The sequence below is a fragment of the Hymenobacter crusticola genome (genome assembly GCF_002154225.1).
GTDB lineage: Bacteria > Bacteroidota > Bacteroidia > Cytophagales > Hymenobacteraceae > Hymenobacter > Hymenobacter crusticola.
The window spans coordinates 205,524-229,452 of sequence record NZ_MTSE01000006.1; the positions used below are offsets into that span (position 1 = coordinate 205,524).

15 protein-coding genes are annotated in these 23,929 nt (G+C 58.0%); 3 read left to right on the plus strand and 12 right to left on the minus strand.

What is annotated here, in order from left to right:
- Positions 1–100 precede the first annotated feature (100 nt).
- Both BXP70_RS13775 and BXP70_RS13780 read left to right on the plus strand, forming a co-directional pair.
- Positions 101–1,177, plus strand: coding sequence for a type I glyceraldehyde-3-phosphate dehydrogenase (locus BXP70_RS13775; RefSeq protein WP_245849627.1), 1,077 nt, complete (start codon positions 101–103; stop codon positions 1,175–1,177).
- Between the two features lie 195 nt (positions 1,178–1,372).
- A complete protein-coding gene (locus BXP70_RS13780; RefSeq protein WP_086594681.1) occupies positions 1,373–2,968 on the plus strand; it encodes a Na+/H+ antiporter in 1,596 nt (531 codons plus the stop codon).
- A gap of 184 nt (positions 2,969–3,152) precedes the next feature.
- Here the strand turns inward: BXP70_RS13780 and BXP70_RS13785 are convergent, their stop codons facing one another.
- The 11 genes from BXP70_RS13785 to BXP70_RS13835 all read right to left on the minus strand — a co-directional run bounded on the left by BXP70_RS13785 (position 3,153) and on the right by BXP70_RS13835 (position 19,970).
- The gene (locus BXP70_RS13785) at positions 3,153–3,518 is read right to left on the minus strand and encodes a DUF4260 domain-containing protein (protein ID WP_086594682.1); all 366 of its coding nucleotides are present in this window, start codon (positions 3,516–3,518) and stop codon (positions 3,153–3,155) included.
- A 99-nt stretch (positions 3,519–3,617) separates the two neighbouring features.
- Positions 3,618–4,202: a Crp/Fnr family transcriptional regulator gene (locus BXP70_RS13790; RefSeq protein ID WP_086594683.1), complete on the minus strand. Its 585-nt coding sequence runs from the start codon at positions 4,200–4,202 to the stop codon at positions 3,618–3,620.
- 303 nt (positions 4,203–4,505) lie between these two features.
- Positions 4,506–5,132 (minus strand): NAD(P)-dependent oxidoreductase, encoded by a 627-nt coding sequence (locus BXP70_RS13795; RefSeq protein ID WP_086594684.1) that lies wholly within the window; start codon positions 5,130–5,132, stop codon positions 4,506–4,508.
- A gap of 15 nt (positions 5,133–5,147) precedes the next feature.
- Entirely contained in the window at positions 5,148–5,957 is an 810-nt protein-coding gene (locus BXP70_RS13800) for an inositol monophosphatase family protein (protein WP_086594685.1), read from the minus strand.
- An 80-nt stretch (positions 5,958–6,037) separates the two neighbouring features.
- Positions 6,038–6,910, minus strand: coding sequence for a helix-turn-helix domain-containing protein (locus BXP70_RS13805; RefSeq protein WP_143436500.1), 873 nt, complete (start codon positions 6,908–6,910; stop codon positions 6,038–6,040).
- 75 nt (positions 6,911–6,985) lie between these two features.
- Positions 6,986–9,037: a beta-galactosidase gene (locus BXP70_RS13810; protein ID WP_245849628.1), complete on the minus strand. Its 2,052-nt coding sequence runs from the start codon at positions 9,035–9,037 to the stop codon at positions 6,986–6,988.
- 87 nt (positions 9,038–9,124) lie between these two features.
- Positions 9,125–10,561 (minus strand): glycoside hydrolase family 30 protein, encoded by a 1,437-nt coding sequence (locus tag BXP70_RS13815; RefSeq protein WP_086594687.1) that lies wholly within the window; start codon positions 10,559–10,561, stop codon positions 9,125–9,127.
- Positions 10,562–10,930: 369 nt separating this feature from the next.
- Entirely contained in the window at positions 10,931–12,556 is a 1,626-nt protein-coding gene (locus tag BXP70_RS13820) for a carboxylesterase/lipase family protein (RefSeq protein WP_086594688.1), read from the minus strand.
- Positions 12,557–12,588: 32 nt separating this feature from the next.
- Positions 12,589–15,003 (minus strand): beta-glucosidase, encoded by a 2,415-nt coding sequence (locus BXP70_RS13825; protein WP_086594689.1) that lies wholly within the window; start codon positions 15,001–15,003, stop codon positions 12,589–12,591.
- A gap of 188 nt (positions 15,004–15,191) precedes the next feature.
- A complete protein-coding gene (locus BXP70_RS13830) occupies positions 15,192–16,694 on the minus strand; it encodes a RagB/SusD family nutrient uptake outer membrane protein (protein WP_086594690.1) in 1,503 nt (500 codons plus the stop codon).
- A gap of 69 nt (positions 16,695–16,763) precedes the next feature.
- Positions 16,764–19,970 (minus strand): SusC/RagA family TonB-linked outer membrane protein, encoded by a 3,207-nt coding sequence (locus tag BXP70_RS13835; protein ID WP_086594691.1) that lies wholly within the window; start codon positions 19,968–19,970, stop codon positions 16,764–16,766.
- Between the two features lie 777 nt (positions 19,971–20,747).
- On the opposite strand from BXP70_RS13835, the gene BXP70_RS13840 reads away from it, so the two are divergent.
- Positions 20,748–21,536: an NUDIX hydrolase gene (locus tag BXP70_RS13840; protein ID WP_086594692.1), complete on the plus strand. Its 789-nt coding sequence runs from the start codon at positions 20,748–20,750 to the stop codon at positions 21,534–21,536.
- 77 nt (positions 21,537–21,613) lie between these two features.
- On the opposite strand, the gene BXP70_RS13845 is transcribed toward BXP70_RS13840, so the two are convergent.
- On the minus strand, positions 21,614–23,899 hold the full coding sequence (locus BXP70_RS13845; protein WP_218779788.1) for a glycoside hydrolase family 3 C-terminal domain-containing protein: 2,286 nt from the start codon (positions 23,897–23,899) through the stop codon (positions 21,614–21,616).
- Positions 23,900–23,929 lie beyond the last annotated feature (30 nt).

A 23,929-nucleotide genomic window follows, 5' to 3' on the forward strand; every position in this document is an offset into this window, starting at 1 on the left:
AAAAATTAACTCTAGCATTCTAGCCGTAGTCGGACTACCCTCAGCCCCTCCTTGAAAAAGGAGGGGAGCTTAGACCTAGCTTTTTAGCCCTAGCTCTGGCTTGCTACTCCGCAACCCCGGCGAAGTTAACTCGTTCAAAACCACCGAACACTTCACCTTACCAACCACATACACCATGGGAAGCATTGCCTTGCACGGGTTTGGCCGCATCGGCCGGCAGTTTTTGCGCATTGGTTTGAAGAACAATCTATTTGTGCCGGTTTCTGTCTCCGACATCCGGGATGAGGAGTCACTGGCCGCCCTATTCGCCGTCGATACCAACTACGGGCGCTGGCACGAGCCGGTAGCGGGCAGCCCCGGCAAACTCAGCATCGGCGACCGGGAAATACAGTACATCAACTCATCGAAAGAAATACCCGACTGGGCTGCACTGGGCGTTGACCTTGTGGTAGACTGCACCGGCCGCGCTACCACCCGCGAGGGCGCGCAAGCTCACATAGACCGCGGCGCCAAGTACGTGCTGATCAGCGCACCTAGCAAATCGTTGGATGATTGCGACGCCGTGCTGCTGAAGGGCATCAACCTCGACACCTTCGACGCTAGCAAGCACAAGATTGTGAGCATGGGCAGCTGCACCACCAACGCGCTGGCCGCGGTAGTGAAAGTGGTACTGGAAAACTTCGGCATCAAGTACGGCCTGTTCTCCACGGTGCACTCTTACACCAACACCCAGTCGCTCACCGACCAGCCCATGAAAGATCGGCGCGACTCCTGGGCCGCAGCCGAAAACATCATTCCGTCGTCGTCGGGTGCTGCCCGCACCTTGAAGTTTATCTGGCCTGACCTGAACATTACCGGCAAAGCATACCGCGTACCCACGCGCACGGGCAGCATCGCTGAGCTGAACCTCATCACAGAGAAAGAGTGCTCCGTTGAGGAAGTGAACGAAGCCTTGCGCCAAGCCGCCAAGGAAGGCCCGCTGAAGGGCGTGATGGACGTACTGGAAGACGAGTGGGCTTCGTGCCGCATCGTCGGCGACCCGCACACTTCCATTGTCGATTTGCCCCTCACAGCGAAGCAAGGCGAACTGCTTTCCGTAGCTGCCTGGTACGACAACGAGTGGGGCTTCTCCAGCCGCCTCGCAGAAGTAGCCGCGTTTTTAGCAGAAAAAATCTAAGGGTAGATAAAAACGGTCATTCCTCGCTAGGCTCGGAATGACCATTCTCATCACTACGTTCTGGAAGCACTTCGCGACCTAGGTTGGGGAGAAGGCAGAAAGACAACAGACCGGGCCCGTGCTGCCGCAAGTAGCAAAATTAGCTCGGTCTGTTATCTTTCTGCCTTCTCCCCAGTTTGCGTTTGCAAAGTTCTCATGCATAATATTGAGTTGATTATCGGGCTACTGGCCGTTGTCACGATTCTGGCGGAAGTAGCCGACCGCATCAAGCTTCCGTACCCCGTGCTGCTGGTAGTGGTAGGCATGGTGCTAGGGTTGATACCAGGTTTGCCACGGGTCACGGTAGCTCCCGACCTCGTATTTCTGCTGTTTTTGCCGCCTTTGTTATACGAGGCCGCCTGGAGCACTTCCTGGCCCGACTTCAAAGCGCACCGCCGGCCTATTGGGTTCCTTGCCCTGGGTTGCGTGTTGTTCACAACGGGGTTAGTGGCCGTAGTAGCCCACTTGTTAATCCCCGACTTCAGCTGGCCGGCGGCTTTCGTTCTGGGTGCCATCATCTCGCCCCCCGACGCCGTAGCAGCTACCAGTGCTACCAAAGGCCTAGGTCTGCCACGGCGGGTGGTTACCATTCTGGAAGGCGAGAGTTTAGTAAATGATGCCACTGGCCTGATTGCGTATCGCTACGCGCTGGCGGCCGTTCTCACGGGGCATTTTGTGCTCTGGCAAGCGGGCTTGCAACTAATCTGGGTGGCGGCAGCGGGTACGGGCATCGGCTTGTTGGTTGGGTGGGGAATTTTCCAAGTTCACCGCCTCACGCGCAATCCGATTGTCGTCACGACGCTCACGTTCCTGACCCCCTACCTAGCTTACCTAGCGGCCGAAGAAATACATGTGTCGGGGGTGCTGGCCGTGGTAGCCGCAGGCTTGTTCCTGGCGCGGCGTTCGTCCACGATTTTCACCCACGAAGGCCGGCTTCAAACGTATACTGTGTGGCGCACAACGACGCTGCTACTCAATGGCTTGGTCTTTATCCTGATTGGCCTAGCCCTGCCCAACATCCTAGAGGGTGTGCAGCAGGAATCCTCCTGGCGACAAGCGCTCGGCTACGGCATCATCATCACCCTAACGGTTATTGTGGGCCGCTTGGTGTGGGTGTATCCAAGCACGTATTTGCCCCGGTGGCTGAGCCGCGGCATCCGGGAGCGGGAACCTAAGCCCGTGCTGCCGCTGGTCACGGTTATTGCCTGGACGGGGATGCGCGGGGTGGTGTCGTTGGCTATTGCGCTGTCGTTGCCGCTGATGCTTAGTCCCGGCGTGCCCTTTCCTCACCGCAATCTTATCTTGTTCATCACGTTCGTCGTGATTTTCTGCACCATCGTGGGCCAGGGCCTGAGCCTGGTGCCGCTGATCCGCTGGCTCGGCATCAGCCCCGACGACACCGTGGAGCACGAAGAACTAGAACTGCGGATGTACCTAGCTACCCAAACGGTCAGCTACCTCAGCAGCCCCGCTGGCCAGGAGCAAGCTCCTCCCGACGTGCTAGCCCGCATGAAAAGCCGCTACGACATTCGCTTGGAGCGCTTGAACAACCGTGCCGCCGGCGTCCGCGCCAGCCGCCTCGATGAGAAGCCAATCACGCAGTTTCAGCAGCTGCAAGAATCGATCATTCAGTTTGAGCGCGGCGTGCTGGAGAAACTACGCCACGAAGAAAAGACCAGCGAAGAGCTACTGCGCAAAGTTGAAAACGAACTGGATCTGGAAGAAACGCGCTTAGCGTTGGACAAGGCCTAAGGCAGCTAGGTTGATCTTAAGCAGAAAAGCTAAGGCCGGCTTCGCGACTGCACCATGCTGCGGAAAATCGTTTGACGCTATACGTGTAACTGCGGTGCTTGTACCGCTTCCCGAGCAACGATCAAGGTATTTTACAAGCTGCAAACAGTTGTTACTTGTCCGTAAATACCTTTTACCTAGAAACTTACAAGCTCGCTTGGCTTACTCCCATGCCTCCTAGGTGCGTGTCTTTGAAGCCCGTAGCGTATTTAAAGCCGTAGCCCAGCAGCCGATCGAATGCGCTGTGAAACAACAGCACGGTACCTGCGAGCACCAATACAGGCTGGCCCAGAACCCAGCCGCCGATACCCACCGCCACGGCCAGGGCCTTGTGGTGAGCTAGGTTGTAGCAAATGGCCCCTACACGTGGCCCCGCCAGGTAGCCTAGCATGCTCAGGTCGGGTAGCAAAAAGACGGCCGGCAACACCCACCACGCGTAGGGCAGATGAGCGAAGACAAACACGGCAAGCAGCATCTCGGCAAGTTCTTCCAATTTGAGCAGCAATTTCATAGCAACGGGGGGTAAGGAGTTGAAAAGGAACACTGCAAAAGTGCAGTATCCCGCCGCTGTTCAACGATAACAAAAGATAAGAAAAGAGCCGCTGCCCCTTTAATGCCCGCGCGCCACTCGCCCCCGAATACGACTCAGCGAGACGGGCGTGATGCCCAAATAATTGGCCAGCAAGTGCTGAGGAATGCGCTCCAGAATCTTGGTTTTACCGCTAATCAGCAGCGCCCGGTAACGCTCCTCCGGGGAGAGCAGGAGTTGCTCGACCAGGCGGGCATCGGTACCGAGTAGATGGTATTCGGCTAGCAAGCGGCCGAAGCGCTCATACACGGGCCGGTCCTGGTAGAGCTGGCGCAACACCGCGTAGTCGAACACGACCAATTCAGTATCTACCAAGGCCTGAATGCTGAGCCGGCTCGGCTGCCCCGTCAGACACCCAGCATAGTCTCCGAGCAAGTGGTTCTCGAAGAAGAAGTAGGTGGTGCGCTCCTCTCCATCGGGACGGGGGTAGTAGAGGCGGCAGGTACCGTGGAGTAATAACCCCAGCACGGGCCAGGATTCGCCGGCCTGGAGCAGATGCTCGCCCCGGCGCAGGTGGTGCGGACGCAAAGCCTGCTCCAGCGGGTGCCAGTCGGCATCGGTCAGGTCGGGCACAAAACGGAGCAGGTAAGCGCGTAGAGGGTGCATGGCGAGAAAGAAATAATGGCGAGCTAGGTTAGTAAATGGCTAATGTACTATCCCAAGCGATACTCCAAGTAATAATGAAAACTGCGTTTATTCCGAGGGGGTCTACCACAGATTACAGCAGTCAACTTTTCCTGGAGATGGAGAAGCTTTTGATAGATCCTCAGCACCACTTCTAGCTTTTATCTGATTTATCTATTCTTAAAAGCTAAAATTACCCTTGCAGATAAGTCGCTTTATTATCCCTTCAGAAGAAATGAAATAAGCGAAGGTGGCGGCGTTTCCGCAGCTTAGCCGCCAACCTAGCTAATTTGTCAGAGCTGGGTACTGCTGCAAGAAGGTTGGGTGCTCAGCCTGACGTAGCAGAAAGTCGGCTACGTCGGCGCGGGCTATTTTACTCACCTGCATTCCGTGTTCCAAGCGAGGTAGCACGCGGTAAGTGCCCGTCGGCGGACCGTTGGTGAGCCTGCCGGGCCGAACGATTTCCCAGCGTAGGCTGCTATGCGCAAGCATCTCTTCGAGCCGCGTTTTATTATGGTACTCCGGCTGGAGAAATAGGCGAATAACCAAACGCATAAACCAACCTAGGTAGGCGGCACTACTCCCGGCGCCGAAACCGGTGAGCACCAGCACCGGCGCTGTTAGCGGGGCCGTAGCCGTGGCTTCCAGCAAGGCACGAGCAGTATCGCTAAAAAGCGGGCTCTCGTTCTTTTTGTTTGTGCCCACGGTGATAAGCACCGCTTCAGCCCCGGGCAACACGCGACCTATGTCCGCGGCGGAAGTAGCGCTGCCGGTTACTTTCGTCAGGCGGGGGTCGTCGGGTAGCGCACCCATCGTGCGCGAGAGGGTCGTGACGTGATGGCCCTTCGCCAGGGCTTGCTGCACTGCCAGCAGGTCCACGCCGGAGGAGGCCCCAATAATGGTGATTTTCATGGTACAGCAGTTAAATTACCTGATGGGAGTTGGCCGCGCTTGCCGAAACGTAGCGCCCAAACCGGGGGCCGTCACCAACAAACTATCGGCTGACCAGTGCCAAGGCTGACCGTCAGCGGTGCCCACGTCGGCTCCCGCTTCGCGGGCGATTAACAGACCAGGCAGCCAGTTTTCCACGTCGCGGCCCTCCTGGTAGAAGACATCGAGCCGCCCGGCCCCGACATAGGCTAGCTGCAGGCCATGCGGCCCATAATTGCGCACCACCCCAAACGCCCGCAGTAGGTCCGTTACACTGCCCCCGACGCGAGCCAGCAGGCTAGGGTCATCGGCTAGGCCGTGCGAATGCTCGAACACGGCCAGCGTGAGGGCAGCATCTTGTTTGGTGCTAGGGTGCAAGGGCATCTCGTTGACGAAGGCCCCGCCGCCGGCCTCGGCCCAGAACAGCTCCTGCCCGAAAGGGTCGTAGATGGCGGCAAAGTAGGGCTGCCCGGCACGCATGAGCACCAAGTTGATGGTCCAGCCGGGCAAGTGCTGCACGTATTGAATGGCCCCATCCATGGCGTCACACAGCCAGTACTCCGGATGCGCTGGCTGCTCGCCGGCTGCCTCATCCGGAAAGTCGGCCGACAGCCAAGGCGTAGCGGGAAAGTCCTGGGCTAGGCGCTCCTGTAGGGCGGTCAGGCAACGGCTTTCAATGTCGGCGAGCTGCTGCGTGAAGGTCGCCATATCCTGGGGAATGGGCGAGTGGCGGAAGTCGGGCAAAAATAGATTGCCAGCGTGGCGGACGGCGGCTAGAATGGCGGGGATGTTCAGAGTCGTTGGCATAGCATCAAGGAAAAGTTGATGCTGCAAAGAAAGAGGGAATACAACCCCAGAAAGTAGGCCTACTAACGGGAAGAATAGTCCTAATCGCGGAATTGACGCCGAAACTGCTGCGGCGTTATGCCCGTTACCTTCTTGAATAGCTTGCCGAAGTACACGGGCTCGTCGTAGCCGAGCGCATAGCCAATTTCCTTCACGCTGCGCGGTGTGAACCCGAGCAACCGCTTAGCTTCGAGTATCGTCCGTTGCTGCACGTGTGCTGACACGGACTGGCCCGTTTGGCGCTTGACGGTATCGTTGAGGTGCGCGACCGACAGATGAAGGGCCGCCGCGTACTGTGCCGGCTGTTTCCACTGGGCGTAGTGCTGACGCAGCAACTGCTGAAAAGCCCGTTCAATTTGGGGCCCGCGCCCTTCCCGGTCGGGGACAGCGGCCGGCTCCGGCGCCAGTTGCCCAGCCACCAAGCTAAGCAGGGCCATGAGCAGGGTTTGCTGGGTGCGCCCACTGTAGGTATCGGCGGCGCCCGCTTGGCAGTCGGCCAGTAACGTGAGCAGGGCTACGGCCCGGACGTAAAAGGGAGTATGCTCATCCAGCCGATACGGCCGGGATAGACCTTGTTCCAGCACGAGCTGAAAAGCCGATTCCAGCAAACCTGGTTCGAAACTGATACCCCAACCCTGCGGGTGCTCTGCGTGGAGCAATTGGTGCACTTGGCCAGGACCAATGAGCGCCAGCACAGCTCCCCGCAGCACAACCGGTTCAAAGTCTACGTTGAGTTGCAGCTCGCCCTGCGTCAGCACTACCAGGAGGTAATGCGCGTCGCGGTGCGGAGCAGCGCTGTCGTGGTCGTCGGGCAGCGCGAGTTGCCGGAGGTCACGAAGCAGTACGCCGGCCCTGGCCAGCGGCGAAAGGACATAGCTCGGCACGTCCTGGGAAACGGGGGTAGGCTTTGGCACGGCAGGTAGCATCGAGAAGGATGCCCGAAAGTAAAGAGGCGCACTCAACAGCACGCTAGCGGCTACTTTAATCGGTTATTGCTCCTCCACAATCTGCACGCCCCAGGGAGCGAGCTGCAACTGTTGGTTTTTGGCCACGGCTAGGTTTGAAAGTAGCTCTTTGCCAGCGCCATGCGGATAGCGTAGTGCGCTAGGTGCCGCCGAATAGTTGAAGTAATAATGCACCACTTTCTTGCGCTGATTCACGCCTACTTTAGTGATAAGCGGAAATTGTAACTCCTGATCGGCGCCCCACAGGTTGGCTTTCTTTACCGCATCGGCCACAATCTTCTCAACTACGGCGTTGCTGGTGTGGCACCCGATGTAGGTAGCGAGACCTTTGCCGTAGGTGTTTTCGGTGACGGCCGCGTACTTGCCCCACGCCGGATGATCGTAGGAGGCTAGCACCTTAGCGGTGGTGGGCGTGAGCAACTCCATCCACGTAGTTACCTGGTTGTTGGCCGGGCCCACTTGGTACGGGTCGCCCTTCAGCGTTACTTTATCCGGCGCGGTGAACAAACTGTACGAGACTCCGCACGCAGCGCTCAGCATACCGGGCTGCGGCGTAGTGCGCACCTTCACGTTCTCATCCGAAAAGCCGCTCCGATAGGTGCATACCAGGTGGCCGCCTTTCTGCACGTACTGGTTCAGACGCTCCAGCAGGCTGTTGGGCGCGGCGTAGAGCATGGGCACAATGAGGAGCGAGTACTTATCTAGGTCGGAGCTACTGGGGTCGACGAAGTCGCAGCCTACGTTTTGGCGATACAGCGCATCGTAGAAAGAACGCAGCACCTCATTGTAGCTGAGGCCGTTGGCAAACCACTTTTCGGCAGTTAGGGCCTCGTTGCTGAAGAGAATAGCTACCTTGTTGGTCTTCTGCAAGTTGACTAAGCGTGGGCTGAGTCGGTTGAAATCCTGACCGATGGTTTTGGCTTCGTTGTAGACGGGGTTGGGCTCGAAATCGTGGCTGAGCAGCCCCTTCCAGTAGGTTTCGGCCGAGTTATGAATGGAGTGCCAGTGCCAGTATTCCACCAGGCTAGCTCCCGAAGCTAGGTGGCTGAACGCCTGCAAGCGCAGCTGCCCCGGATACGGTACCCACTGCGGAAAGCCCTGGGCTTCCGTTTCCAGTACTAGGTAATTTTGCCCGCCCTTCATGGAGCGCGTCACGTCGCCGCCGAGCGAAATTTCCGTGCCGGTGAGCTGGTCCTGGCTGGGGTGGTAGATGTCGATGCCGGCAATATCCAGGGCTTTGGCCGCCGCAAAGTGGTCCACTTCCGACTGAATACCGTAGGAATGGCCGCGCCAATCGAGGTCGAAGTTTTGCGTGATAAACTGCTCTGGCTTCTTGTATTCGCGCACAATGGCTGCTTGCCAAGCCAGAAAATCGGTGACCAGCTGGCGCTGAAACTTGGCAAACTCACTTCCTAGGCTGGCGTTGATGGTGCCCACCGTCGACGGAAAATCTTCCCAGCTATTGATGCGGTTGCTCCAATAATCTAGGCCATACGCCTTGTTGAGTACGTCCAGCGACAGAAACTTCTGCTGCATGTACTGCACAAACTGTTTCTGCACGGCCGGCCCCGCCGTATTATATGGCTTGGTCTCGTTATCAACCTGATAGCCAACAATGGCCGGGTGGTTTTTGATGTGCCCTAGCATGGCCCGGATAACTTGCTCGGCGTGGCGGCGGTAGTCGGGGTTAGTGATGTCCATGTTCTGCCGGGCGCCGTAGTGGTTCTGGCCCTGCGGCGTAGTCGCCAGCACGGCGGGGTACTTGCGCACCAGCCACGTGGGCACGGCGTAGGTGGGCGTACCGATAATGACGCTGATGCCGGCTTTGTGCATGGCGTTCAGCACCCTATCAATGTGCGAGAAGTCGAACACACCTTCCTGCGGCTCCACCGTGCTCCACGTCGATTCGGCGATGCGCACCACGTTGATGCCAGCCGCCTTCATCATCTGGATGTCTTTGTCTAGGCGGTCGTAGGGCATGTACTCGTCGTAGTACGCTACGCCGTAGAGCAGCTTCTCGACCTTAGGTTTGGCCGGTTGCGCGCTCACGCGCTGGAAAGAATGCAGAAGCAGCAAACAAAGAAGCAGGTATTTGTTCAAGACAAATTGGTTGATGTAGCGCGGACGTTGCTGTCCGCAAGTGGATAACGCCGCGGCGTGTTCTTACAAACCTTTCATCACCAAGGTATTGAAAGAATTAGCTTTCAACACTGGCGCCACCGTCTGCCGACCTAGCTTGATGCGCACGGTTTGGTCGGTGTTGCCTTCGTTCTGGGCCACAACGACCACGCTTTTATCAGGGTTTTGGAAGGCGAGCAGGTTGGTGAAAGTGCCGCTGGTGGCAACGCGCTTGGCGCCGGGTTTCACGTAGTGGCTCAGGTGCTTCAGCAGGTAGTATTCGTAGTTGAACTGGTACGTCTTGGCGGCTTCGTCCACCGTCACGAGCGAGTTTTGGCTCCACCCCCACCGGCTGATGCCGCCTTTCTTCAGGGAGATATTCCAGTACAAATAAGCATTGGCGCCGCTAGTCAGATAGTGCTTCATCAGGTCCCAGGTGTACACGCAGTACTTCCAGTCGTTTTTGCCGTCGCCGCACTCCTGCTCCGATTGGTACAGGGCTAGATTGGGGTAGCGCTCATGGATGCCGGCAATAGCGCCCTTCCCCGCCCACTGAAACCCCACGCCCTTGATAAATTTGCTGCTGCGCGCATCATGCAGCACAGTATCCACCAAGGCTTCGTTGGCCCGCTCCATGGTGCCGAAGAACACGTCCACCTTGCGCTGCTGCATCTGCGGACCTAGGTAGCCAACGAACTTCGCGAGGCCCGTGGCCGTCCAGGTGCAGCTGGGGAACACCTGCGCCGAGTTGAACTCGTTCTGCGGCATTACCATGCTGATGGTGATGCCCCGCTTTTGGTAGGATTCAATGAATTTGGCGAAGTACTGCGCGTAGGTGGTGAAGTACTTTTCTTCCTGGATGAACATGTTGGTGCCCTCCTTGCCTTGCTGCTCCGGCTTGAGGCCGTTGTCAGCGAGGGTAGGCATCATTTGGCGGTACTCGGGTTTCACCATGGCCGCGGCGTAGTGTTTGTTGTACTTCATCCACGTCGGCGGACTCCAGGGCGAGGCCCACAGCTTCAGAGCAGCGTTGTACTGCTGAGCGTTTTTAATGAAGGGAATCAGCGTTTGCTCATCGTTGGCGATGCTGAAGTTCTTGAGGGCAAAGTCGCCGGGCGTTTCGTCGTAGGAATACCAGTCGCGCGAGAAGTCGTTGGCGCCCACCGGCATGCGGCAGATGGTGAAGTTGGCCCCCACGCCCGGCGCAAATAACTCGCGCATAATCTTTTCCCGGTCGGCGCCGTTGAGGGCGCTGAGCGACGTCCAGCCTAGCTCGTTGAAGCAAGCCCCAAACCCACTGATGGTTTGAAAAGGCTGACCTAGGTTGACTTCTACATCGGCCGCGCCGGTGCTGGCGGTGGGCTGCAAGCCTTGCTGCGCTACCCACGAAGCCGATGGAGTAGTGGTCACCCATTCTACGGAAGCGGCCGGCGGAGCTAGGTCTTCTTTGGGCGCGGCACACGACAACAAGCTAGCTAGCATAACCGCGCTAGTCAGATAAGTAGCGCGCCTCCGCCTAGCACTTTCAAGCCAAAGTAGTTGTACTATCATCGCAGTGTATTAGAGACCCACAACCGTTTCTTGCCGGTATTTAAATCAGCTGGCACCCACTGGTCCGGCTCGTAGCGTCCGACCGGTATCGTTGAACGAGCTACCAGAATAATTCGCGTCTGTTGGTCCGACGCCCTAGGCGTCCGACCGATTATTGTATGCTGACGCTTGGCAAGCTTTGTTCAAGCCATTTGTTCCGACGACAACCGGTCGGACGCCTAGGGCGTTGGGCCGGCAGACGACCGCAGACGATACCGGTCGGATGCCCTAGACTTCGGACCAGCAGAGAGCTTCAGACGATTACTTGCTTGCCTGCTGATCCAGGAACTGATAGCGGGGGCGAGTGGCGTCGGGTTCGGCTTGGGTTTTCACGTCGATGCGCAAGATTTGGCCGCTTTTCAGCGCGGGCCAGTTCGGTAAGCTGCCGCCGTTTGGGTTGCCGGTTTTGATGAAGTTGGCGAAGTAGCTTTCCATCGTCTCCGACACTTTATAATCCTCTGGCGTCCAGGCGTAGACTTTGTTTGTAGCTAGGTTGCCGAGGGCATATTCTATTTCGGCGGAATGCACGGCACCTTTGGCGGGTGGTGCTTTTGGGGCGTCGGCGGCTTGCTTCACCACGCCGCCCGCGAGGCCGGCCACGGCGTTACCCATCTCGGGCGTCATGGCGGGGCGTGGGCGGGCGTAGAGGTAGCGGTACACAGGCTGGCCACTGGTTTGGCTATGTACGTCGGCCCACTTCCAAGTGCTGTAGCCGATGAACCGGTCGCTGGCTAGGTCCGTAGCGGCTTGCTTGGCGTTGGTGGCGGGATAGAGCTTTAGCACTTCCGTAGCCTTGTCGCCGTAGAGCTTTTGTACGGCCTGGGTGTAGGCTTCGGGGGTCGCATTTTCCTTGCCTAGGATGCCATTGGCGCCCGATTCCTCCGAATTCCAGCCAACTAGCAACGGCACTTTCGCCTGCTCGCCCGCAGTGAAGATTTCCTTGGGCGACTTCGGGAAAAAGTACCCATCTACTATTGCCGAGAAGCGTGGAGTGCCTTGCTTGCCTGTGGCTTCGAGCAACTGCTGCGCCGGCAGCGCCCGCAGCGCCGCCAGCGACGTAGCTCCTAGGCTCGTGGCAAACTGCACCCCGTTTGGCTCGGCTTCCGCCAGTGTGGTCGTCGGCTGCAACGATAGCAACGAGCCGCTTTCCCCGATGGCCCGCGCAAACGTCGTTTTTGACCCCGGCGATGCCATTTGCGCGCTCACTGAGAACGAGCCCGCCGACTCGCCCGCGATGGTCACTTTCTTCGGGTCGCCACCAAAGACGGCAATGTTCTGCTGCACCCAACGCAAGGCCGCTTGCTGGTCGAGCAGACCGTAGTTGCCGGAGGCGTGGTTCGGCGATTCTTTCGTTAGCTCGGGGTGGGCCATAAAGCCGAACACACCCAGGCGGTAGTTCACCGTCACGCTCACAATACCGCGCTTAGCTAGGCTCTCCCCATCGTAGCGCGGCTCCGACCCGTCGCCGGCCACGAAGCCGCCGCCGTAGAAGTACACTAACACCGGCAGCTGCTCCTTACCCGTTTTGGCGGGCGTCCACACGTTTAAGTACAGGCAATCTTCGCTGACGCCATTGGAGCGAAAGTTCATATCACCGAACAGCGGCAGTTGCATGGCCCGCGGGCCGAACTGCTTCGCTTGACGCACGCCGGTCCAGTTCTTGGCAGGCTGCGGTGCTTTCCAACGCAAGTCGCCCACTGGCGGCGCGGCAAAAGGCACCCCTTTAAACTCGTGAATGCCACTAGCTGCGGTAGCGCCTTCGAGCGTGCCGTTGGCCACCTGCACCCGATTAGCAGCTAGGGTACTTGTGGCCGCTTTCGACGTTTGGGCCAGCGCAACGGGCGCAGCCTGTAAGGTAAGGAGCGAAAAGAGCAGGAGGTATTTCATGCGTTTAGTTGTGGTGGGTAGGAGGACGTTGATTATCGCTGAGCGGTCGGCTTCAGATCGGCAAACTGCTCCTGCGGGGCCAGAAGTTTGCGACTTTTTTCCACAATTAGCTCTTTCGGCACCTCGAACTTAGCGGTTTGCTTGATGTTCAGGCACGAAGCGCCCACGCGCACGGTGTACGCGCCCGGCGCCACTACCCACGCGGAGCTAGGCGTGTCGAAGGAAGCTAGGTCGGCGGCGGTCAGGTTGAAGGTCAGGGTTTGCGACTGGCCGGGCTGGAGCAGGTTGGTTTTGGCAAATGCGCGTAGCTCGCTCTCAGGCTTGTCGAGGCGAGAAGCGGGTGCACTCACGTAGAGCTGCACTACTTCTTTACCGGGCGTCGGGCCGTTGTTGGTGACGGTGATGGTAGCCGTCATTTTACCCGCAAAGGAAGGCGACCCTAGCTTCAGATTGCCGTAGCTGAATGTGGTATAACTCAGGCCGTAGCCAAACTCATAGGCGGGTTTCACCTTGAAGGTGTTGTAGTAGCGGTAGCCCACGTAAATGCCTTCTTCGTAGGTGTTTTCCGAAGGTGCACCCATGAGTGCATTGCCCGCAGCCTTATTCGTGCTCGGCAGTTCTTTGCCGGGGAAGTTGCCACTGAAGGGTACGTCTTTGTAGGCCACGGGGAAGGTGGTAGCGAGCTTGCCCGACGGGTTAACTTTTCCGCTGAGCACGTCGGCCACGGCGTTGCCGCCCTCCTGGCCCGGTTGCCAAGCCAGCAAAATTGCATCGGCTTGGTCGCGCCAGCTCGCTACTTCCGTCACGCCGCCCACGTTGAGCACGACCACCACTTTCTTGCCCTGGGCGTGAAAGGCCGCGGAGACTTGCTTGAGCAGGGTTTGCTCGGCGGCCGTCAGGGTGAAGTCGTTTTCCACTTTCCGGTCGCCACCCTCGCCCGCGCTGCGCCCAATGGTAATCAGGGCCACGTCGGCCGCCTGCGCCTGCTGTTGCAGGAGGCTAGCTTCTACGGGCATTTCGGCAATAACGGGGGCAGGGTCTAGTAGGCCTTTCGTTTTTGGTAGCTTGGCTTTTTCGCCCTTCAGGTATTGGCCGTAGGCTTGGGTAAGGGGTTCGTTCATTGCAAAGCCAGCGCTAGTCAGGCCCTGGGCAATTGCCGTTGTATACGCTTTGTTCACGTCGCCGCTGCCAGTGCCCCCGGCCACGAGGCTGTAGGAGGTGTTGCCGAATGCCGCCACTTTGCGGCCCGCCGCTAGCGGCAAGGCCTTGCCTTCGTTGCGCAGCAGCACCATGCCCTCGGCGGCCGCTTGGCGGGCTACGGTAGCGTTGGCTTTTAGGGCGGGCTGGCTGGTGTACTTCACGCCCTTAAAGGTGGGCGACTGTAGCACCAAGGCCAGCACGCGCAGTACGTTGGTGTCGAGTTGGGCCGTGGTAAGCTGGCCGCTTTTCAGGGCAGCTAGGATGGCTTGGGTTTGGGCGTAGGTGCCGGGCATCATCAGGTCGTTGCCAGCTTGTAGCTGCGCCACCGCGTCTTTCCCGCCGTACCAATCGGTCATTACCAAACCTTTGAAGCCCCACTCCTGGCGCAGTAGCGTGGTGAGCAGATCTTTGCTCTCGGAGGTATAGGTGCCGTTCACCTTGTTGTAGGACGACATCACCGTCCAGGGTTGGGATTTCTTCACCGCCAGCTGGAAGCCTTTCAGGTAGATTTCGCGCAAGGTCCGCTCGCTCACTTTCGAGTTCAGCTGCATGCGGTTGAACTCCTGATTATTGACCGCGAAGTGCTTGATGGACGTGCCCACGCCGTTCGACTCGACCCCGTTTACGAAGGCCGCCGCGATGTTGCCCGTCACCACGGGGTCTTCGGAGTAATACTCAAAGTTGCGGCCCCCTAGGGGGTTGCGGTGAATGTTCATGCCCGGCGCCAACAGCACATCAATGCCGAAGTCGCGCACTTCGCTGCCGAAGGCGGCGCCCACCTTGCGCACCAGCGTGGTATCCCAGCTAGAAGCGAGCAGCGTGGCGACGGGGAAGGCCGTGGCGTAGTAGGTTTTGGTGCTGTCCTTTCCCCGAATGGGGTCGATGCGTACGCCAGCGGGGCCATCAGACAACGTGAGTGACGGAATACCTAGCCTCGGAATGGCGTGGGTGCGGCCCGCCGCGCCGGGTACCTTTTCGGGCACTTCTCGGTCGCCGGGGTTGCCAGGCGGCAGCACTCCTTCCGGAAAGCCCGAGGGGTAAAAGCCCATCCCAATGACCAGCTTTACTTTTTCCTCCGGTGTAAGCGCCGCCAGCACTTCTTGGAGGCTAGCCTTGCCGAGTTGCGGCAGCGCCTTGGTTTGGGCCGAGGCAACCATACTCCCAGCCAGCAACGCAGCGAGGGCAAGAACATAAACGCGAGGATTCCGCAAAACGGCCGCGACGAGTGAACAGTTGGATTTTTTCATAAGTAGCGTGCAGGAGGAAAAAGAACGAATTGGCTAAGTCAGCCTTGTAAGCTACTCCAAGCTGCGTAAATGGCCACTAAATGGCTCATCCTATTTTACTTGGCGCGAAAGCCTAGGTTGGCTTCTACCAAAAAAGGCAGCAGCCGTATGGAGCCACTGCCTTTCTTATGGTTATCTACGCTCACCTGTTAGTAGCCAGGGTTCTGCGTCAGGTTGGGGTTCACGTTGCGCTCAGTCTGCGGAATGGGCAGCAAGTTGTTGAAGTCCTGCACCCCGGCTCGGCCCTGGGCGCGTAGCTTACTTACCAGCGTGCCCGTGCGCTTCAGGTCATACCACCGGTCCATCTCAAAAGCTAGCTCGTAGCGCCGCTCCCGAATGACGGCATCCTTGAAGCTCGTCGCGGAAGAAGCGGTTAGGTCCTTAGCCGAAGGCGTGTTGATGGGCAGGCCGAAAGCGCGGCGCCGTACTTTGTTGATGGCTTCCAAGCCCTCTGCCGTCGGTCCTACGGCTTCTGCTAGAATCAGATAGATCTCGCCGAGGCGCAGCACAGGCACGTTCAGCGGAGAGTCCCAGTTGTTTACGTTCACCGTGCCCACGAAGAACTTGCGGATGTTGAAGCCATTTGGGTCGCCCACGAGCGTGGCGGGCTGCACCTGCCCATCGGGGTATTTGTCGCCGGGCACAAACACGGTGGCCGCTTTGCGCAGGTCGCCGGCTTCGTAACCGTCCACAAACTCCTTTTCTGGAATGTTGAATCCGTAGCCGCCCGACGATACGACGTAAGGACTGCCAAAGAAGCGCGCGCCCCAAAATTCGTTCATTACGGAACCTGGTCCGTCGGTGGTGTAGCTGCTCAGGCCGTTCTTGAACTGCACCTCAAACAGCGACTCCTGCCCGTTTTCGTTTTCAACCTTAAAGTTGTCGGCATAGTTGGGCCACAGGCTCTTGCCCGAGCCGTTGATAACGGCCCTGGCTTGCGTAGCGGCTTCCCCCATCTTGCCCTCGGTGAGGTACACTTTCGCCAGCAGTGCCGTAGCCGCCCATTTGGTTGCCCGCCCTATGTCGTCGCCGGTGTAGGGGCCAGCGGGCAATTTCGCAATTGCATCCTGCAAGTCGGTTTCAATCTGGGTATACACTTGGGCAGCGGGCGTGCGTGTGATATTGGCCACCTCAGCCGCCGTTTGCGCGGGCGTGGTCACCAACGGCACGTCGCCAAAGCCGCGCACCAGGTAGAAGTAATACAAGGCCCGCAGGAACGCCGCCTCACCTAGGCAGCGGTTCTTCAGGGTTGCGTCCATCTCGATGGCTGGCACCCTCGATAGCACTTGGTTGGCCTGCCCAATACCTAGGTAAGCACGCTGCCAGTGGCTGGTCGTCAGGGGGTTGCTGGTGGGAATAGTAAAGTTATCGAGCTGTTGGAACTCGATGCCGTCGGCGGCCCCACCCCCACCGAGGAAGGAGTTGTCGGACATGACGTCGCCGATGGCCCAGAGCGAGTAGTTGAACATCCCGTTCTGGCTCAGCTGCGAATACACTGTATTGGTGGCCTGCACGGCGTCAGTTGAGGTTTTGTAGAACGTCTCGGTCGTGACGGCGTTGCGCGGGCTCAGTTCCAGGTAATCTTTGCCGCAGCCCGCCAGAAGACCTAGCATCAGCACCGAAGCCGCGAGCGTTTTTTGCTTTATAAACATGATGATAGTTGTTGTGAGTGGAAGGCGCCACCCCTCAGCTTGCGAACCGGGGGCGCACCGCTGATGTGTTTAGAACCCGATGTTGATACCAGCCAGGAATACGCGCGACTGTGGGTAGATGCCCCGGTCGACTCCTAGGCTGCCGCCCTGGTTCCCGAGCTCCGGATCGAAGCCCTTGTACTTGGTGAAGGTTGCCAGGTTCTGGCTGGTCACGTACACCCGGATGCGCGTGGCCGAAATCCGACCGATGAGCGAGCCAGGCAGCGTGTAGCCGAGCGTGAGCAGCTTGATGCGCATGTAGGAGCCGTTTTCCACGTAGTGGCTCGATACGCGCAGGTTCTGGTTGGGGTCGCCGGCCACGGCGCGGGGCACGAAGGTGCTAGTATTGGGAGCAGTCCAGCGGTCCAGGGTGAGGGTGCTGGCGTTGGAAGCGCCGTACAAGCCGCCTTCGGTGTAGTAGCGGTTCAGGTTGTACACGTCGTTGCCCTGCGAGCCTTGCAAGAAGATATTCAGATCAAAGCCCTTGTAGTTCAGCGTGTTGTTCAGACCGTAAGTAAAGTCGGGGTTGGGGTTGCCAATGTAGGTCTGGTCGGCATCGGTGATGGTACCGTCGCCGTTCAAGTCCCGGAACTTGATGTCGCCGGGCGCCGTGCCCGAGGTCTGGTAGATCTTGGTGGGCGAACCCGCGTTGAGCCCATCTAGCTCGCCTTGCGTCTGGATGAGGCCATCGGCCACGTAGCCGTAGAAGGAGCCGAAGGGAATACCTTGGGCGTAGCGCACCAAGTTGCCCCCCCCACGGGTGCTCTGCCCGAAGTAAGGCCGGCCCGCGCCGAGCGACGTAATCTTGTTGCGGTAAAGGGAAAAGTTCAACGTAGTCGTCCAGTTGAAGCCGTCGCCTTCCCCAACAATGTTGTTGGTGGTGATGGCTAGGTCGACACCTGTGTTCCTGGAGGAAGCCGCGTTCGTGTTGATGCTTTCGCTGGTGCCCGATACGTACGACACCGGCACGGCCGCAATCAGGTTCGGGGAGGTTCTTCTGTATAAGTCAACAGAAGCCGACACCCGATTTTGCCACAAGCCCACGTCGATACCTAGGTTGATCTGCTCGTTGTTTTCCCATTGCAGATTAGGGTTGGCCAGGCGCGTAGGGGCGCCGCCAATTACCTGCACTTGGCTGCCAGCGCCGAAGACGTAGCCTGTGCCCGGCACGCCGTTGTTGGTCGTGGTAGCCGAGTTGATGGTAGCTAGGTAGGCAAAGGTGCCCGCGTTCAGGGGGTTACCCACGCGGCCCCAGCCCGCCCGAATCTTCAGGTTGCTCACGCTGCTGTAGCTCTTCAAGAAGTCTTCCTCCGAAATGCGCCAGCCGGCGGATACGCCAGGGAAGAAACCGAACTGGTTGTTGGGCGCAAAGGCCGAAGAACCATCGTAGCGGGCCGTCGCCGAGAACAGATACTTGCCGCTAAACTCGTAGTTGACGCGGCCGAAATAGCTAGCCAAGCGGCTGCGGCTGTTATTGCCCCCGTTACCGATCTGCGGGTTGATGGGGCCCCGATCAATGATCTGCAAGTCGTTGCGGCTGTAGCCAATCCGGCTCGCACTCAGGTAGAAATTGTCGAACTGCTGCGCCGATTGGCCCAGCAGGAGCGTCACCTGGTGCTTGCCGGCGAAGAGCTTGTCGTACGTAGCGGTATTTTCAATTAGGTAGCTTGGGCTGTAGTTGCTGCTGCTGTTGGCCTGAGCTTGCGAAGCCGGGTATTTCGAGGAGCCATTAATAGACGGAAAGAACTCGTCGCGCTGCAAAAACTGCAAGTCGGCGCCCACGTTGGTGCGGAAGCGCAGTCCTGTGATAGGCTCTAGCTCAGCGTAAAACGTCGACGTGACGCGGTTGCGGTTGTTCTTGATGTTGGGCCGCAGGGCTCCCGTCACCGGGTTTTCCTCCCCGTAGTTATCAACGCTAGAAAACTCGTACAGGCTGCCATCGGGATTGCGCACGGGCGCGGTTGGGGGCGCCTGCACGGCCAGCTGAATAATGCCGCTGAACTCGTTGTTTTCGTTGTTGAGCGGGCGTTCGTCCTGGTGCGTGAGAGCTAGGGTGTTACCTACCTTCAGTACTTTGGAGAGTTGCACTTCCCCGTTAGCCCGCAGCGTAAAGCGCTGAAAGTTAGAGTTGATAATGGTACCATCCTGCTGAAAGTAGCCGGCCGTTACGGCATAGCGCGCTTTCTCGCTGCCGCCCGTGGCCGATACAGCGTAGTTCTGAATTTTGGCGGGCCGGAAGATGGCGTCCAGCCAGTTGGTCCCCTCTCCTAGCGAGCTAGGGTTAGCGTATTTCGGAATAACGGCGAGGCCGCCGGCCGTACGCGCTTCGTTGTTGAGTTGGGCAAACTGCGTAGCGTTGAGCATCGGAATCTGCCGCCACACGTTCTGCGTGCCCACGTAGGCATCCACATTGATGTTGGCTACGCCCGCTTTGCCGCGCTTGGTGGTGATCAGCACTACGCCGTTGGCGGCCCGCACCCCGTAGATGGCCGTAGCCGACGCATCTTTCAGCACGTCAATGCTTTCAATGTCGTTAGGGTTGATGGTGCTCAGCTCGGTGCCTGTCGCGTTGCCGTTGCCGTCCACGGCCGTGGGCAGCGGGAAGCCATCCACTACGTACAGAGGCGAGTTGTTGCCAGCCGACGTGATACCCCGCACCCGCACGGAAGTACCGCCCGAACCGCCCGGTGCCCCGGAGTTCGACACAATCTGCACGCCCGCGGCGCGGCCCTGAATGGCCTGCGCGGCGTCGGGCACTGGTTGCGCGGCAATTTCTCTTCCCGATACCGAGGCCACAGAGCCCGTCACGCTCGTGCGCTCTTGGGTACCGTAGCCCACCACTACTACCTCCTTCAGCGCTTGCGTGTCTTCGTTCAGCGTCACACTCAGCGTGGTCGTTGAGCCATTGATGGGCACTTCGCGGCGCGTATACCCTACATAGCTGAATACCAAGACGCCACCAGCTGGCACATTCAAGGTAAAGTTGCCGTTGGCATCGGTGCTCGTACCCTGCGTACCACCCTTTATCACAACGGAGACGCCGGGCAACCCTTCCCCATTGCTTTGCACGACGCGGCCCTTAATTGGTACGTCGGCGGGCTTAACGAGGCTAGCTAAGCGGAGCGTGGCTCCACTGCGCGGCTTAGCTGCAATCGGTTGCACGAACGTTTGCAGACTACCCACTGCGAGAAGCGTAGCACTTCGCAGTAGAAGTTTCTTGTAAGAGTTTGACGACATAAACAATAGGTTAGAAGTGGGAACTGAGAAAGCCTAAATGAAACTAAAACCGCTATTTTACAGGCTATTGCATCCCGCGCAATAGCCTAAAAGTAGCAGTGTATCTAGCTAGCGCACTTGCACTAGCAGGGTATTCAGATAAGTAAAAGCAAACAGGCGAGGCTCGAAAAGCCCCAGCTACGCTGCCACACGATGAGGTCACCACCGGGACAAGCTCGCGAGCATGTAAGGGATCAGGAGAGAGCGGTAAGCAAGAAAGAGGTGTTGGTTTGAGCAGCAACCTCTAAAAAGTACACTATGATGATCTATCGCTATCAGCTATAGCTGAAAGAAGCTCCGGATACCTCCCGGCCTAGGCACTAACTCTATTTCGAATTAGAAAACGGTTGTTATCGTCGGTGAGCGTCATGCTATTGTATGACTGCAGTCATTCTTAAAAGCCGATGCTGGTAACGTTGTCGTCACCTAGCTATATTCAATAAGGTGACGTCAGTACCGAAGCAGCAAGCAATGGATGGTCAGATATATGCAACTGACTTATAGGAAAAGAAAAAGTAGCAAGGAAGCTGGTAAAAGCGGGAGTAGCCGGTGGGCTAAAGGATGAGCTTACCATAAAAATAAGAGGACGGCGGGAGGTTGAGGGAGGATAGCAGAACGGGTGGTAAGTAAAATAGAAGCTCCGCGTAGTTGAAATCGGAAAGCATTCTGTATTATTTACGGATTAAATGTAGAGATTTTTTCTAATGCGTGTATTTTACGCAATAAATTTTTACTGCCATGAATACCGCTGAAGAGGTACACGATTTCGTCAACAAGGGCCACGAGCAGTATTTGCCGCATTTATCCATCGATTGCGTCATCTTCGGCTATCACGAGCGGCAGCTTAAAATTCTGCTGATTCAGCACCACGGGCACGAAGAATGGATGCTGCCAGGCGGCTTTATTCAGCGGCACGAGACCCTAACGGAGGCTGCTTATCGGATTTTGGCTTACAAAACCGGAATCAGCGACTTGTTCTTGCAGCAATTCTACACCTTTGGTGATAGTGCTGCTCGCCTCAACCGCATTGCTATTCAGCAGATTCACAACAAGACCTACGCCAAGGTGGGCGTCACACTCGATGAAAACCACTGGCTGGCAGAGCGAACCTTATCCATCGGGTACTATGCCCTAGTCGACTACTCGAATGTTGTGGTACGGCCTGAGTTCCTGGTCGATGAATACGCCTGGCGCGACATCAGCGACATTCCGGCGCTGCAATACGACCACAACGAAATCATCGATAAGGCCCTGCTCACGTTGCGCGCGCAGCTTTACCAGCAGCCCATTGGTTCCAATCTGCTGCCGGAGAAGTTTACGCTGCCCGAGGTGCACGACCTCTACGAAACCATCTTGGGCAGACGGTTCGATCGGCGCAACTTCCGCAAGAAACTGCTGGCGTTGGGCCTGATTCGCCAGCTCAATGAGCAGCGAAAAATCGGTCCGCACCGCTCCCCCAACCTGTACGAATTTGACTTAGACAACTACCACAGAGCACTTAACGAAGGTGCTGCCTTGGTACTGTAAAGCCTGCGCCGTGCGTATTGCGGAACGACTATAGCACCTAGGTTCCGTAATGCGCAAAGCGCAGGCTGCGGGCTACATTACAGCGTTAGGCTGCCGGTCTGGCGGATGTCGCGGGACGAGCTGCCCACCAGCACCTGAAACTTACCGGGCTCCAGCACCCACTGCTTTTTGCCCTCATCGTAGTACTGGAAGGCGTCGGCACCTAGCTTCAGCGTCACCGTTTTCGACTCACCGGGCTTGAGCGAAACCTTCTCGAAGGCTTTCAGCTCCTTCTCGGGGCGCTTCACCGCCGACTGCTCATCCTTCACATAAAGCTGCACCACTTCGGCGCCGGCTACTTTGCCGGTGTTGCGCACCGTCAGCGACACGGTAGCACGCTGCGCGCCTGGCGTCACAGTCAGCTTGCCGTAGTCGAAGGTGGTGTAGCTCAGGCCGTGGCCAAAGGCAAACTGGGGCGCCACCTTGTAGGTATCGAAGTAGCGATAACCCACAAAAATATCTTCTTTATAGGTCTGTTTCAGCTCGTTGCCGGGCGTGCTAGGATATTCTCCTAGCTTGTGCGCGGGCGAGTCTTCCAGCTTGGCGGGGAAGGTGAAGGGCAGCTTACCCGAGGGGTTCACGTCGCCGAACAGCACATGTGCTAGGGCGTTACCACCTTCCATGCCGGGGTACCACGTCTCCACCAAGGCCTTCGTCTGGCCTACCCACGGCGTCACATCGATGGGGCCACCGCCGAGCAGTACCACTACGGTGTTGGGGTTGGCTTTCTGCACGGCCGTAATTAGCTCGTCTTGGCCGAACGGCATTTTCATGTCGGGCTTGTCGGTGCCTTCGGCGTCGTAGGCGTTGTCGCTCCACTTGCTATAGTCGTAGCCGTGCGTGGAGCCGCCCACATACACGACAACATCCGCGGCTTTAGCAGCAGCTACCGCTTCAGCAATCAGCTGCGGATCCGCTTTTTGGCCGCGGGCAATTTTATAGCCTTGCGCGTAGGTGATCTTTACTTGGTCACCTAGCTCGTTCTTCAGGCCTTGCAGCGCTGTGATTTCATACTTGGGCTTTACCTGGGCACTGCCGCCTCCCATGCCATTTTCGCGGGTAGCGTTTTCGCCGATGACGGCAATCGTCTTCACCGACTTCTTGAGTGGCAGCATGTTGCCTTCGTTCTTGAGCAGCACAATGCCTTCTTCGGCTACCCTCAGGGCGGTAGCCTGGTGCTCCTTGCTGTTGTAAGCGCCAGGCTTGCGCTTGGTGCCGCCGAGCATATTGGTGGCGTACATCACCCGCAGAATGCGCCGCACTTTATCGTCTAGCACAGGCAGCAGTTTTGGGTCCTTTTTAATGGCTTCCAGCGCCGCATCGGCCAGGTAAAAACGGTCATACAGGCTTTTGGTGGGAGCATTGGCCGTCGAGGCGGTAGCGGTTTGGTCGGTACTATTGTACATGAGCTCTAGGTCGGTACCCATTTCGAGGTCCGTGCCGTTGTGCAGAGCTTCCTGGGTATTGTGTACCGAACCCCAGTCACTCATTACCAATCCTTTAAAGCCCCATTCGCCCTTCAGAACGTCGTTCATCAGGTAGGCATTCTCGGTGGCGTAGGTGCCCCGAAACTTATTGTAGGAGCCCATCAGCGAGTACGCGCCACCCTGCTGGATGGCGGCTTTGAAGCCCGGCAAGTAGATCTCGCGCAGGGCCCGCTCGCTCATCTCCACGTCGATGTCATTGCGGTGCGTTTCTTGGTTGTTGGCCGCGTAGTGCTTCACGCACGCTGACACGCCTTGGTCCTGCACCCCACGAATGTAGCCCACCACCATCTTCGAGATAAGGAACGGATCTTCGCTTAGGTACTCGAAGTTGCGCCCATTCAGCGGGGTCCGGATGATGTTGATGCCGGGACCTAGGATGATGTCCTTGCCCCGGAAGTTGGCTTCGCTACCGAGCACGGTACCGTAGGCATAGCCTAGGTCAGGGTTCCAGGTCGAAGCGAGGGTATTATTGTTGGGCAAGTACGTGCCCGCATCGTTGGCACCTTTTACGCCTTTCCAGTCGCGGCCCTGCTCCGGGCGCACACCGTGCGGACCATCGGAGGTCATGATTTCGGGGATGCCCAGGCGCTGAATGCCACCAGCAGCAAAGGCCGAATTGGCGTGCAGCATATGCACCTTTTCTTCCAGCGTCATCTTCTTGAGCAGGGCATCAATTTCCGTCTCGTGGCCCAGCAAGGCCTGCTGACGATTGGCAGTTGGCACGCTGGGCGTGCGTGGCTTGGTGGCGGAAGTAGTTTGCGCCTGACAGAAGCTGGTCATGGCATAGCACAGCGTGGTGCCCAACAAAAGAGAAAAGCGAGAAGGTTGATGATGCATTTGTGTCGTGTAAGAGCTGGTGGGAACAGA